8 protein-coding genes and 2 pseudogenes are annotated in these 14162 nt (G+C 61.2%); 4 read left to right on the top strand and 6 right to left on the bottom strand.

The genetic code is table 11. The features are described 5' to 3' along the window. Positions 1-44: 44 nt before the first annotated feature. Together G7047_RS02605 and G7047_RS02600 are read right to left on the bottom strand one after the other, a co-directional pair. A complete protein-coding gene (locus G7047_RS02605; protein WP_166300445.1) occupies positions 45-1406 on the bottom strand; it encodes a PepSY domain-containing protein in 1362 nt (453 codons plus the stop codon). Then, positions 1403-3064: a cyclic peptide export ABC transporter gene (locus tag G7047_RS02600; protein WP_166300442.1), complete on the bottom strand. Its 1662-nt coding sequence runs from the start codon at positions 3062-3064 to the stop codon at positions 1403-1405. The genes G7047_RS02605 and G7047_RS02600 overlap by 4 nt, the downstream gene beginning before the upstream one ends. Before the next feature lie 216 nt (positions 3065-3280). On the opposite strand from G7047_RS02600, the gene fhuF reads away from it, so the two are divergent. Beyond that, on the top strand, positions 3281-4063 hold the full coding sequence (gene fhuF, locus G7047_RS02595; protein WP_166300440.1) for a siderophore-iron reductase FhuF: 783 nt from the start codon (positions 3281-3283) through the stop codon (positions 4061-4063). A 291-nt stretch (positions 4064-4354) separates the two neighbouring features. Here the strand turns inward: fhuF and G7047_RS02590 are convergent, their stop codons facing one another. Genes G7047_RS02590 through G7047_RS02580 form a run of 3 tightly spaced genes read right to left on the bottom strand, consistent with a single transcriptional unit; the run spans position 4355 to position 8738 of the window. Further along, positions 4355-6856, bottom strand: coding sequence for a penicillin acylase family protein (locus G7047_RS02590; RefSeq protein WP_240939347.1), 2502 nt, complete (start codon positions 6854-6856; stop codon positions 4355-4357). Beyond that, a complete protein-coding gene (locus G7047_RS02585; protein ID WP_166300438.1) occupies positions 6844-7890 on the bottom strand; it encodes a histone deacetylase family protein in 1047 nt (348 codons plus the stop codon). Before G7047_RS02585 ends, G7047_RS02590 begins: the two co-directional genes overlap by 13 nt. Beyond that, positions 7887-8738, bottom strand: coding sequence for a formyltransferase family protein (locus tag G7047_RS02580; RefSeq protein WP_166311825.1), 852 nt, complete (start codon positions 8736-8738; stop codon positions 7887-7889). The genes G7047_RS02585 and G7047_RS02580 overlap by 4 nt, the downstream gene beginning before the upstream one ends. Positions 8739-9064: 326 nt before the next feature. Here G7047_RS02580 and G7047_RS02575 point away from each other — a divergent pair, with 326 nt between their 5' ends. From G7047_RS02575 to G7047_RS02565, 3 genes and pseudogenes are all read left to right on the top strand, one after another. Further along, the gene (locus G7047_RS02575) at positions 9065-10354 is read left to right on the top strand and encodes a lysine N(6)-hydroxylase/L-ornithine N(5)-oxygenase family protein (RefSeq protein WP_166300436.1); all 1290 of its coding nucleotides are present in this window, start codon (positions 9065-9067) and stop codon (positions 10352-10354) included. A gap of 57 nt (positions 10355-10411) precedes the next feature. After that, positions 10412-12604: a TonB-dependent siderophore receptor gene (locus G7047_RS02570; RefSeq protein ID WP_166300434.1), complete on the top strand. Its 2193-nt coding sequence runs from the start codon at positions 10412-10414 to the stop codon at positions 12602-12604. Between the two features lie 325 nt (positions 12605-12929). Next, positions 12930-13133, top strand: a pseudogene (locus tag G7047_RS02565) (transposase); the annotation flags it as partial. A gap of 214 nt (positions 13134-13347) precedes the next feature. On the opposite strand, the pseudogene G7047_RS02560 reads toward G7047_RS02565, so the two are convergent. Continuing rightward, positions 13348-14118: pseudogene (locus G7047_RS02560) on the bottom strand (alpha/beta fold hydrolase); the annotation flags it as partial. Between the last annotated feature and the right edge of the window lie 44 nt (positions 14119-14162).

Below are 14162 nucleotides of genomic sequence, written 5' to 3'. Positions count from 1 at the left end.
GAAAGCCGGCCGGGCAATGCGTGCCGAATGGTCTGCCCATGAGGTCACGCAGCCCTGTCCTGCGTGGCTGCCTTCTTGGGCAACCCTGCACCGTCGGCGGGCCGATCCGCCAGATCCCGAGCCGCCAGACGCGCACGCCCCTGGCGCTTCTTCCACCAGATGATCACACCGGTAACCGACAGCATGGCCACCACCAGACCCATGGTGCAGATAAACAGCTTCATCGGCAGACCGGCCACGACGCCGCCCACCGCCGCCATGTGCAGGCTGGTCAGCCAGGTTCGGATGGTGTCGCCGCTGGCCACGCCGGTCGGCAGCCATAGGCTTTTCAGGGCGCCGGTGTCGGCATCGAACACCACGCTGGAGCCACCCCAACGATGACTGACGTCGCGGCTGCTGATCACGTTGTAGCGATAGAGGCCACTGCGCGGATCGTGCATCAGCGCATCCTCGCGCTGGATGGTGAAGCCCTGCACCCGGGCCTGCTCGGCCATCAGCCGGCGGCCCAGTTCGCGCGCTTTGTGCCAGCCGATGGCGGGATCGATCTTCGGCGCGGGCAGCGCTTGCAAGGTGCCACCGTCGGGCTGGTGCCTGAAGACGGCTCTCATCACCGGGTCGTACACCTCGGAGAGGTTGAAGGCCACGCTGCTCCAGGCCAGCACGAACAGCATGGCCCACATCCACAGGCCGCCCGCGCGATGCAGATCGAAATTGACCTTGTAGCTGCCACCCGTCCAGCGAACTCTCCACGAAGGCCACCAGCGCGTCAGCCAGGGCTTGCCGCCGGTCTTTGCCGCGGAGTTCGATTTGGGCCCCTTGCGCACCGGAGCCGGAAAGGTGAGGTACGCACCGACGAAACAATCCAGCGTCCACAGCAGCGCGATGACACCAAAGGCATAGCTGCCCACCACACCCAGTGCGAGTTGGTAGTGCAGCCGGTAGATGAAGGGCATCAGGTTCTTAAAGCCCTGGGAGATGTCGCCCCAGTTGCGCTCGCCCAGCACGCGGCCGGTATACGGATCTACGAAGACCTGGTTGTTGGGCAGATCGGGCGCGATGCCCGTGGCCGGGTCCGGCAGCGCGAACACGCGCAGCACCAGCGCGTGCCCCGGTTCAACCGCCAGCGGGGCATAGGCCACCAATGCCTGCGGATAGGCTGCCTGCACCCTCTCCCGCAACACCAGCGGATCCATGGGCGCGGCATCGGGTGCCGGTGGCATCACGCGAAACAGTTGCGGGCTGATGGCCGCTTCCAACTCCTCGTTCCAGGCCAGCAGCGCCCCCGTCAGCCCGGCGACCAGCAGAAAACCCGCCATGACCAGCCCAACCCAGCGGTGCACCAGCACGAGCAAAGGACGATCGATGCCCCAACGCAGACGAGCGACTCCAATCCGCCCAATCGTCATGACACGGCGGTCAGATTCGCAGCCGGTGACTTCTGCAGTGTGCGTTCGGCAGGCGTCTCGATGGCCACGACCTGTCCGTTCTCCATGCGGATCAGGCGATCGGCCAGATGGAAATAGCGGTCGTCGTGCGAGATCACCAATACCGCCTTGCCCTTGATCTTCAGCTCAGGCAGCAGCTCCCGGTAGAACACATCCTTGAACACCGGATCCTGGTCCGCGGCCCATTCGTCGAACACCAGGAAGGGCCGATCTTCGAGATAGGCGACCACCAGGGCCAGCCGCTTGCGTTGCCCCTGGGACAAGGCCCGCGTCGTGAAGGCCCCGTTGCGCACCTGCACCTTGTGCTGCAGGTGGAGCTTCTCCAGCAAGGCGTTGCCTTGCGCATCCAGTTCGGCCGATGCAGCATCAAGCATTTGCTCGAACAGGTGGAAGTCCGAAAAGATTGCCGAGAAGCTCTGGCGGTAGCGATCGCGGTTTGCGTCGCCGACCGGCTCGCCGTTGATCAGGATGGCGCCCTGCTCCGGCCGGTACAGGCCCACCAGCAGCTTGGCCAGCGAGGTCTTGCCGCTGCCGTTACCCCCCACCAGATAAGTGATTTGCCCGGGTGAGAAGGTCAGATCGACGGGCCCCAGGGTGAACAGATCGTCCACACCTTCATGGTAGTAACGGTGACTGACCCCCTGCAGCACGGCGCTCTCCAAGCCAGATGGAGTCTCGGACGCGGCATCGCGCTCGGTGTGCTCCAGCTGCTGCGTAATTTCATCGATGCGGGCACCGGAAACCTTGGCCAGATTGGCGCGCGGCAACGCGATCAGCAGGTTCTCCAGCGGCGCCACCATGTACACAAAGACCAGCGCGAAGCCGGTCATGATGCGCCCCCGCTCGGGCACGTCGCCCACGAGCACGAACAGCACCAGCCCGATGAAGCCGTAGATCAGGAAGTTGCCCCAGGCGGAGGACACCAGGAACACCGACATGCCGAACGCGCGTTCTCGCCGCACCGTCTCGATCGAGCCACCCAGCACATCATCAGAGAATCGACGGCGCTTCGCAGCATGCAGACGCAGTTCCTTGGCCCCCTCCATCAGCGAGCGGAAGTGGTCGAACAGGCGATCCTGCTCCTTGGATGCCACGTCCAGGTGGCGGATCGCCCGCAGGTGCGCCAAGTGGTAACCCAGCGAGCCCAGCCCGATGACCAGCACAGCCGCGAGGAAGATCTGCCAGGAGAGCCACGCCATGTAGACCAGGCATCCCGACACGATGATGGCGTTGACCAGGATCGTCGGGAAGCTCACGAAGAACTCGGCCACCTGCGTGCTGTGCTCCGACAGGGCCGACTGCACCTTCGGGCCGCCGATCTCCTCCAGCCGGCGAAAGTCTGCCGCGATCACCCGCGCGGAAATGAAGCGCCGCAGGTCGGCATGGGCACGCTGGTTCAAGCGCTCAAACAGCACCGACGCCACCATCTGGCTCAACATCGCTGCCACCGCGAAGGCCGCAAAACGCCACGCCAACATCATGTGCTCCGCCGAAGACGTCGCCGTCAAGGCCGCGTTGATCTGCGTGAGGAGCAGCACGCTGCATGCACCGCTGGTAACACTGGCCAACGCCGCGGCGATCAGCAGCTTGCGCGACTGTTGAATCAGATAGCTAAGCAAACCGGTTCACCTTGAGAAGAAATGGAAGGGCGGCGGAAACAGCTCGCGTAACCGCGCGTTCTGGAGCCAACAACACGAAGACGAGCAGCATGCTCATTTGTTTAGCTGAACATCCACCCGGCCAGAACGTCATGGGTGCATGAGACATCTCTATCAGATCCATCCCCAAGTTGCCTTTCGCGAACGAAGGAACAGCACCAATCCGGGGGAAGCCCATTGATTCTCCTGCTCGCGCCTCTGTTCCAGGGTGAATGGGCCGCCCATGGCGAGACGCTCGCCTTGGCTTCCCATTGGCCGTCCGAGGGAGTCCCCATCTCCCGCTTGGTGAGCCACGACTCGCTGCTTGGCGATGCGATTCGGCGCTACGCGACCCACCTCGGCGTCACAGGCAATGACCTGCGCGCTGCGGCCTCCGCCTGGAGCCTGGACTACCTGTGGGCCTTGCTGCCACCGACCGCCGCCGCGGCAAGCGTGCTGCAACACCGATTTCCGATGCACGCGGACGACGTTGCGTTGAGCCTGAACGATATCGGCACCCCCGTCCGTTTTCACATCAGGCATGAAGGCCACGCGATGCCCGGCACCCCGGCAACTACCCGCTATGCCCCGCTGCTGGAGGAGCACCTCGACCCGCTCTTCAAGGCCATCGGCCGGCAGACTCGCCTTGCGCAGAAGATTCTCTGGGGCAACGCGGCACGCTACCTGGAGGTCATTCTCGAGCAGGCGCTGGCACTGACCAACAACGCCGATCACATCGCCGCGGACCGGGAAACATTGCTGCAACAGCCGACACATCCCGATGGCCGTCCCAATCCCCTTTACGGCCGGAAGCGCACGGCGGTGCATGTCGAGGATGGGGCAGCCAGCACCATCACCCTGCACCGTCAGTGCTGCCTGTTCTACCGTGTGCCTGGTCAGGACTACTGTGGCGCCTGCCCGCTGGCACCGGCGCACCGCGCAGACGGTCGATACCTTGGTCCGACGGGACAGCCAGATTGAAATTATCCACCCCGGTCATCGCGCCCGGATGATGACCCGTGCGATCAACCGTGGTGGTCACTGTAGAGCGCATGAACCTGTTGGTGAATGGCCAGATCGACGGCCGACACGAGGCTTCCGATGGAGGAGGGCAAATGAAAGGCGTCGCTGCAACGGCGAATCCGCGGGAGAAAGGCCCAACCAGACCCTACCCCCACCGCAGAACCGCCACCGTGCCAGCAATGCGACACGGCGCAGCCCGGCTCATCGGATTCAACTCCGCTCCATTTTTCTCTGCAAGCGCGCCTTCTATCAGCGCTGCAGTACGGTGCGTTTCAACCCTGGATCGCGCCTGATCTCGTCCTCACGGAACGGGAAGCGCAGCCAAGCCTTGCGGGCATACCGGGCAACCGGGGCCGCACCTTGACCGCCGACCACTGCGGCTTCGTCCTGGCCGTGTGCAAGCAGCGTGTGGGCCTCCACTCCGAAAGAACCGAAGCGCACCACCTGAAGGTAGCTGTTCGCCAAGGAGTCCGGCCCCATTCGGTTGCCACCGTCATCATCGCAGGCCACGGTGAAATAGCCCGCCGAATGACATCCGCCATAGATCGGATAGCGATGCCCGCCGCTTGCCACGAAGCGACGGTTACCCAACGCCTCATCCAACGGCCAGCCTTTGGCACCAAACTCCAGCACGGTCACAGCCAAAGCCTTGGTCGCCCGTCCGTCGCCCACCTGCAGCTTGCGAGGCGAATCCAAGGGTGCGTCGCCGGAAAACGCGACCCCGTAGAGGTCGTCGGCCGGAATCTGCTCCAGGCGAGCCCAGAGCGCCTCCCAAAGCAAGGCACCACGGTCGTCAGCATTGGCCTTGTTCGACCAGCGGCGCAGGACTGTGCAAGCCCGTCCGATGTCGACCTTGCGCACCGCTGACGAAACCTTCACCAGCCCATCCAGCCCCGCTGCCTTCAGCGCGGCGGCATCCAGTTGGACCAACCGCTGAGCACAAGCCTGGGCGAGTACCTCATCCTTGAACAGTTCGGCCGAATAGGCCCGTGGCGTCAGCACGTCCCTCATCGCGCGGCGACTCAGGGCTTCGGCCGATGCGGCCTGCCACTGGAGCAGATCAAGCGCCATGTGGTGCCCCAATCTACCCCGCAGCCCCAACGGCTGGCGCTCGCCACCCAACAGTGAAGGAAACCCTTCCAACGGCTGGCGGACACTGCTGAGCCAGTAACTGTCGTTCATGTTCGCCACATAGTCTTCGCGCAGCAGCCAGGGCAATGCAGCAACCGGCATGGCACCCGGCTGCACCGCGGACAAATCGGCCCGCCAATCGCAGGCCGAGCGACTGCCGTCGAGGACGGGAGTGAGCGGATCCACATTCGCGAAGCCCGTTGCCAGCGGCGTCATGCACGCCTTGCGCAGATCGTCCGGGGCATTGGGCACCGCTCCGACATCGCCGTACCAGACCCGCCCGTCCCCTTGGCCAATGGCCACCGTATTAACCCATGGCACGGCCGCCTCGCGGCGCTGGATCGCGATGAAGTCATCCAGCGACTTCGCCTGATTCCAGTAGAAGAAATTGCGGAAGATGCGAAAGTTCTCCGCATTCACATCCCGAATGACCAATGCGTGGGCCGAGCCCCAGCCGAAGGCGGCGTTGTGGTCACCAAGATCCACCATCGGTCCGAAACGGGTTCGATAGAAGGTGCGTGTCAAGCGGCGCACGCGCCCATCATCCCCACGCACGTCAACGCCAACCTCGTACGCCATCATTTCCTCGGTCTTTCCATCGACCCGATAACGCGTCGGATCGGCTTCATCCAGCGCCACATCGAACAGCCCGAAACGGCGTGCTTCCGAGACCGTATGACTCCAGGCCACATGATCGTTGAAACCGATCATGACCACCGGCACACCCAGAAAGGCGACACCCGCCACATCGACCTTGCCGGGGATCGTCAGGTGCATCTGGTAGAAGCGATCCGGCCCGCCCCAATACCAATGAGGATTGCCAAACAACACTGCTCCGTCACCCCCCGTGGCCTCGCGGCCGAAAGCGAGGACGTTGCTGCCAATGCCGGGCTGCGTGCCTATCCTTTGGGCGAGCCGAGCGCGCAGCGCTGTATCGCCCCCCTTCCCCGTTTCAGCCACTGCTGCGGACTTCGTGGGCTTGGCGTTGGCCATCTCGGTCACGAACTTGGCATAGCCCGCGGCAATCTGGGCCGCATACATGCGCCGATGAATGTCGTCCGCCGTGATGTCCCGAACCCAAGCTTGCTTCAGGCATGACCGACCGACGGCCCGAGCACGGCCGTTGCGAGCATCCGCAAGATAGCGGTTGTAACCCGCAGCAAATCCGTCGATGAGTTCATTCAGCTCGGGCGGATGCTGCTCCCGGTAACGGGCCAACACGACGTCATCAGCGAAGGCGCGGAAGAAGAAATCCAGATCGACATTCTTCGGCCTTCCGAAGGTGGAGTCCCGCGCCGGCCTGCCATCGGCCCCGAAGAACCAGGCGCGCCTCCCCTCGTAGGTGACGAACGCTTCGGCCAAGGTACACAGCGCGTCCTGCGCCTGGACATAGCCAACGCCGATCCCGAGCTCACGCCAACTGCCCGCCCGCAGATGCGGAATGCCATCCGTGGTGCGCCGAATTTCGACACCTGTCACAACCGACTGCTCCAACGGCACGCGCTCCTTCGCATGCGAGCCCCCCGCCAACAGCAGCAGCCCGCCACAAAGCATCAACGCCCAAGCGCGCCATGCAAGCGCGCCTCGCCCCACTCCCGACAACCCGCTCAAGAAGAACACGCTTCAAACCCTTCCAGTACGTTCACCACATTGACTCCGATCTCCTCTACCGCGTAGCCGCCTTCCAGCACAAACACCGTGGGCAGCCCGGCGCGGGCGATGTCCTCGCCGACCCGGAGGTAGTCGTCACTGCGCAATCGGAACCCGGAGATCGGGTCGGCCTCGAAGGTATCGACCCCCAGCGACACCACCAGGGCATCGGCGCGGAAGTCGCCGATGGCGCGCAGCGCATCCGCCAGCGCCGCACGCCAGACTGGGAGCTCGGTTCCTCGCGGCAACGGAATATTCAAATTGAAGCCACATCCGGCCCCCACCCCCGCCTCGTCGGCATAGCCGAGATAAAACGGGTACTCGGTTCGCGGATCGCCGTGAATGCTCGCGAAAAAGACATCGGCACGCTCGTAGAAGAGGCTCTGCGTGCCGTTGCCGTGGTGGTAGTCGACGTCCAGCACCGCCACCCGCTCCGCACCGCCGTCGCGCAGCGCCTGCGCCGCGATGGCGGCGTTGTTCAAGAAGCAGTAGCCCCCGAAGAAGTCATGGCCGGCATGATGGCCTGGCGGACGCGTCAGCGCGAAGGCCGACTTTGCGCCTGAGCGGATGCATTCGACGGCAGACAGCGCACACGCCGCACCACCACGCGCAGCACACCAAGTACCGCTGGTGAGCGGCGTACCCACATCGAATGAGAACAGACCCATGCGTGCCGCAAAGTTCTCGGGCAGGACGTCGCTGCGATGTTGCCGCACCGGCCAAACCGAAGGCAGCGCATCACGATTCCCGTGCGCCGGATCCAGGGCAACCCACTCGTCCCAGGCGCCGCGAAGGAAATCGACGTAGCGCGGCGCATGAACCCGGTACAACGCAGAATCGCCGCAAGGCAACGGCGCCTCGATGGCACCCAGTCGACGCCGCTGCAGTTCGTCTAGAACGCGCTCGGCTCGCGCCAAGACCTCGAAGCACGGCACCAGCTCGCCACGGAACATCTCCAGCTTGCCTTGGTGATGAACGTGATCGGCATTGAAGAACGTGATCATGCCGGCTCGTTCCCAACCACGTCAGACAGCCCGGCCATGTGCGCCAGCCCCTGCCGCAGCGCCGGGAACAGGCTGTTGTTGAAATTGTTCCAGCGCAATTCCAGGATGGTGTCCCGCGGATCGATCCGGGTATTGAGCACGTCGACGATCACCTCGCCGGAATCGATACCGTTATCGACGTAGTGAAACGATGCCCCGGTCATGTCCACCACCGGCACTGGCTTCACCTCCATCGTCTGCCAGTTCACCACCTTTTTCCCCTTTGCCCCATGCAGCGCATCGAGGGTTGCATAGGCACCCCGGCGCTCGTAAGGCGACTCGATCCGGGTGATGCCGGGGTGGATGTTGACGATCTTGCGGTCGAACGGCGCGCCCGGACGCACCAGTTCATCGAGGATCACCAGCAATCCGTCCAGCACCACGAGTTCCGCGCCCAGCGTCAGCAACTTGTCCAGTAGGCGAGCCTCGAAAGCGCTCTTGCCCGCAACACGCTCAGCCGCGTCCAGGGGCAGCCGGCGGTATGTCGAAGGGATGGCACACAGCAGATCGTTCACCCGCCGCCCACCCACCTCGAGCGCCGGCGGATAGAACCACTGCCTGCCAGGTTGATACGAAAAGCCGTAGTCCTTGACTGCCACCCCGTCCCGAGCCGACTCCTCGTCGTCGTCAAACACGACCGCCTCCAGGGAGTAGGCATCCCCCAGCCCCGTCCCATTCAAGGCTTCGACCAGGTCCTCGAGCGGCGACTTCATGTAACGCCGCTCCCCCTTGTACTCGATGTACTGCCCAGCCTTGTCGGCCGCCGCATTCCTCAACGACCAAATGTAAACAAGCTTCGTCTTTGCCATCTGCGCCCAATCGCCAAAAAAGTTGAAGGAAGAAATGACCCGCATGCCCGCACCCGAGCGCCCCGACGCGACGGCAACGCAGCAGCACTTCCGTGCCCGATCACGAAGGAGGGCGCTCAACCCTCCAGACAGATCGACACATCACGCATGCAAGACGAACAACCAGCTCGATTGTTTAAGAACCACCCCCCGAAGAAAGCACTCAGGCTGGTCGACTAAACAAACGCCGGGGCACCCCGTCTAGGTATCTGTAATCCGGCCGGACATGTGGTCGGCAACTTGGCGCACCCATGTGGTGCCAACCCAACCTGACAAAGGAGTGCGGCATGCTCATTCATGACTTCATCGGCATCGGCTTCGGTCCATCCAACATCGCGCTTGCCATCGCCCTGGACGAGAAGCGGCAGACCGGCGCCCACAACATCAGCTCACTGTTCATCGAACGGCAAGCCGCCTTCACCTGGCACCCGAACATGGTGCTTGATCACGCACACATGCAGATCTCCTTCCTCAAGGATCTCGCCACGCTGCGCAACCCGACCAGCCGCTTCACCTTCGTCAACTACCTGCACGAAAAGCAGCGTCTGCAGGACTTCATCAACCTGAAAACCTTCTTCCCCAGCCGCCACGAGTTCAGTGACTACTTCGCTTGGGCTGCGGCCCAGTTCGAGGATCGTTGCGTCTATGGCGAGGACGTAGTGGAGGTGTTGCCGGAGAAGCGCGGCGGCGAAGTCGCCCTGCTGCGCGTGCGCTCACGCGACCAGGCCGGCGAAGTGCATGAGCGCCTGGCCCGCAACCTCGTCGTGAGCGTTGGCGGCACCGTTCATGTGCCCGAGTGCTTCCGTCCCTTCAAGGACGATCCGCGAGTCTTTCATTCCCACAACTACCTGCGCAGCATCGCAGCCAATCCCGATGCCCAGAAGATCGCCATCATCGGCGCCGGCCAGAGCGCTGCCGAGATTTTCATGGATCTCCACGGCCGGCCCAACACTCCCCAGGTCGACCTCGTCATGCGCGCCCGGGCGATCAAGCCGTCCGACGACAGTCCCTTCGTCAACGAGATCTTCAACGTCGATTTCGTCGACCACATGTTCAGCCGCACCCCGGCCGAGCGCGTTGAACTGCTGCGCGAGTTTCGCCATACGAACTACGCCTGCCCGGATCTGGAATTGATCCAGCAGATCTTCAAGGTGTTCTACGAACAGAAGGTCAAGGCAGAGACACGCCACCAATTCCTGCGCCGACATGAGGTTAGGGATGTCCGTGCCACCAACGACGGCGTGCACCTGACGCTGCATGACCTGAACAGCGAACGAACCAGCACCACCCGCTATGACGCAGTAGTACTGGCGACAGGCTACGAGCGCGAGTACCACAAGACCGTGCTCACCTCCCTGGCTCCGCATCTCGGCAGCTTCGAAATCGACCGTCACTATCGTCTCCAGACCGCTCCCGATTTCCACCCGGCGATCTTCGTGCAGGGCGCCAGCGAACCAACACACGGCCTGAGTGACACGCTGCTGTCAGTGACTGCGGTGCGTACGGGCGAGATCGGTGAAGCCTTGTTTTCAACGACACAGTCTCCCAAGCAACGAATGGCAGTTAGCGCCCTCTGATTGGGCCTGCTCTTGCCTCCTCCCCAGCACTTTATCCTCCAACCAAGCTAACTAGCCATGCTCAATCTCAGCAATCTGTATGAAAGAGAGGTGCCTGTCGCACAACTCACCCCAATCGCGCGCGCGCTCCAAGCGGGCCTTCTCGGGTTATTTGTCACCAGCATTGCCTGCGCTGCCGAGTCCGCGGATACTCAAAATGAACCTCTGGAAGCCACATTACCGGTAGTGTCTGTTAAGGCAAGAGCTGATCAGGAAACGGCGACAGGACCGGTGCAAGGCTATGTAGCGAAGCGTAGTTCCACCGCAACAAAAACCGACACTTCGATCCTTGAAACGCCGCAGTCAGTTTCGGTGATCACTAGGGAGGAGCTTGACGCGCGCGGAGCAACATCGGTCATCGAAGCCATCCGCTATGTGCCTGGTGTTCTTGCGGAAACCTACGGTCGCGATGATCGAGGCTTTGAGTGGTTCACCATCCGTGGCTTTGAGAACATCTACTCTGCCAGCTATCTAGATGGCTTGCGCCAGCCGGGAAGTGGTTACACAAGCCAGCAGAACGAACCCTATGGGTTGGAGCGGATTGAAGTTCTTCGCGGTCCGTCATCGGTTATGTACGGCCAGGGCGATGCTGGTGGCGTAGTGGCGCGCGTAAGTAAGCGCCCCGATGCAGCCCCCAACAATGAAGTACGGGTTCAAATCGGCAACTTCGGCCGACGAGAGTTGGCAACTGACGTAGGGGGCCTCCTCTCAGAGGACGGAAGTTTGATGTATAGACTGATTGCACTCGGCCGTGACAATCAACCACAAAACGACTATCCAAACTATGACGATAAACGTACGAAGCGCGTCTACTTGGCTCCGTCAATTACCTGGCGTCAGTCTGATGACACTTCATTGACTCTGCTTTCTGATTTTCTGGATATCCGCGCGGGGACAAATGCGACCGAGTATCTAGGACCGGGCCAACAGCGCTCCGGAGTGCTAACCGGTGAGCCGGCTTTTGATCGACACAACCAACGGCAATGGAGTCTTGGGTATCAGTTTGAGCATCGACTCAACGCCACATGGACGTTCCGTCAAAACATGCGCACGGCGTCGAACAATGTCGACACCCGGTTCGTATGGGGCTGGGGCGTCGAAAGCGCAGACACCCTGGGAAACATGACGCGCGATGCCTACGGCCACTATGAGTCGATGCGTCACACGGCCATTGACAATCAGCTGATGGGACGGTTCCAGCTTGGCGGTATTGAGCATACAACGCTATTGGGCCTAGACTGGATTCGAATCAATTACAAAGCCAAGGCCACAATTGGCGCGGCGCCGGGATTGAATGTTCTATCCCCACTCTATGGTCTCGCCGTATCCGAACCGCAAACAGCGTATTCCGACTCACAAGACGTTCAGCGGCAAACCGGCGTGTATATCCAAGACCAGATGAAGTTGGGACAGCATTGGCGCCTGAACGCGGGTTTACGTCATGACTCAGTCCAAACCCGCAGCAGTGACCACCTAACTGGCACCAGCACTTCGGTTAATGACTCAGCGGTCACAGGACGCCTGGGAATAAGCTATCTCACGAGCTCCGGATGGGCGCCGTATGCAAGCTACACTGAATCGTTCCTGCCTCAGACCGGTGCGGATTTTTCGGGCAAACGCTTCGATCCTTCCCGCGGGAAGCAGTATGAAGTGGGTGTGAAATACCAACCTAATCAGGGCAATGGTCTGATCTCTGCCTCGCTATTCAACCTGAGTAAAACGAACGTACAAACAACCGACCCGGATCATGTGGGCTACGCGGTTCAGACTGGCGAGATCCTGTCACGCGGCTTGGAAGTGGAAGTCAAGCAGGAGATAACCCGAGGATTAAACGTTTCCGCGCAATATACCTTGAGCAAAACTGAGGTCACACGCAGCAACGATATAGATCTTGGGAAACGTCCCGTCAATGTACCCCAACAGATGGCTTCGGCTTGGCTGGACTACCGTGTTCAGGGTGGAGATCTACGCGGGCTCGGCTTCGGTATGGGAGTACGCCACGTCGGCAAGCGTTACGCTGACAGTGAGAACCTCGTGACCATTCCGTCGCATACGCTGATGGACGTGGCGATCCGCTACGATGCGAAGCAATGGTCTACCGTGTTGAACATAAACAACGCACTTAATAAAGATTATGTTGGATCCTTCGCCTATGGCTACTATCCGGGGGTCAGACGAACGGTCAACCTGAGTACGACATATCGCTTCTGATATTTGTCGTGGCGCGCCATGCGGCAATTCCAACTTAGAGGTGGCCCCGTTTGCTTGGACTGGAAATCCCCTCGGTTAAGTGGAGCCCTGCGGCGTAGCGTTATCCACGGCGCCGCCGCCCGCTCTGTAGTCGGCCTTGCAAAACTGCCACAACCCCGATGAACACTGATCAAACCTGGCAACTGGGGATGGTCAGAACTCCCAGGTTTGTGTGGCTCAAGGAGGCCGCCAGCCGCCTGGCCCTCAGCACCGAGCCTTCATAATCCGCCGTCCTTGCCTGGGGGAGCTTGGGGTGGCCACAGACGGGGGAGTTTGCACTGGCCATCGGGGTGCTGAACCGCAGGCAGCCGCCGAGGCGCTGCGGCGCATCGGCGCGCTGTACAAGATCGAGCAAGAGATCCGCAGCAAGGCGCTCACAGGTCAAGCCAAGCGGCAGCACCGCTTGACCCACAGCAAGCCTCATGTAGACAGCTTCTTCGCAGGCTGCCCAGACTTGGTCGGGCCGATCGATCGTCAGCTCGCGCAGCAGGTACGAATGGATCTGCTCGCCGGCTTTCTTGCGACTGGTGTTGGGCTTGCGGTTGAGCGCTTCAATGCCCCTGCTCCCCAGGGACATCCCCTGCAGCTTCATCGCCGCCAGCGCCATGCGCTCTTCGGCTTGCATCTGTTGGAATTTTCTAGTCATCGTTACACCTTACCAGAGGGGCAAGGTGTTGCACTCCAGATTTGAGACCGCCCGGTTTTTAAGACAGTAACTGTACTAGAGCCATCGAAAGCGCGTCATCATTCATCATTTCCGAATGTGCGGACACCAGTTCTGTCGATGCTGCGGGTTGCCCCAGTTGCGCATACAGCGCCAGTCGATGGCTTTCTGGACGATTCGAATCCCACCAACAATGGGGAGCAACAAAAGTCGGGGGCAGCGCGTCAATAGACCGAGCCAGTTCTCGGAGATATCTTGCTACGCAAAAACCTCGCGCCAGCAAGTCTGGCCCAACGCCTGCTATGCCCATCTCCAACTTAGGTAGTGCAATCGCGTCCGGCGCTTTCTCATCTGCAACCAACTCTCTCAAAATGCCAGCGACAGTCTCCTCAGCGCTGTTCTCGGCACGCATTATTAACTCATCAAATCGATTCATATACGAATTCGGTAGCACTGTTTCAACAAACTCTCGTAACGACTCCTTCCAGTTCTCCTCCTGAGCTTCATCTGTTCCTGGAATGAGTGGATCAACAAGACTCAGCATTGCGACGTGCTCGCACTGAGTCTCCAATTGGTTTGCAACCAACGACGCCAACGCTCCTCCAAGCGACCAACCAAGCAGGTAGTAAGGGCCTTTGGGCTGGATATGCCGAATGGACTGTGCGTAGTCTGCGGCCATGGTTACAAGAGATTCGTCATGGTGATCATGATTTAGAATCCTTCGGCACGAGACTCCGAAAACCGTACGGACCTGATCCAAATGCCGTGCAAGCGGCAAATATGGAAATGAGGTACCTTCTCCCGCATGGAGACAGAACAGCGGAGATCTGGTCCAACACAGGCTATTAAGGCGAG

This window comes from Diaphorobacter sp. HDW4A, from assembly GCF_011305995.1.
Classification (GTDB): domain Bacteria; phylum Pseudomonadota; class Gammaproteobacteria; order Burkholderiales; family Burkholderiaceae_C; genus Diaphorobacter_A.
Note: the sequence above shows the minus strand (reverse complement) of the source record. Positions and strands in the feature narration are given on the sequence as shown.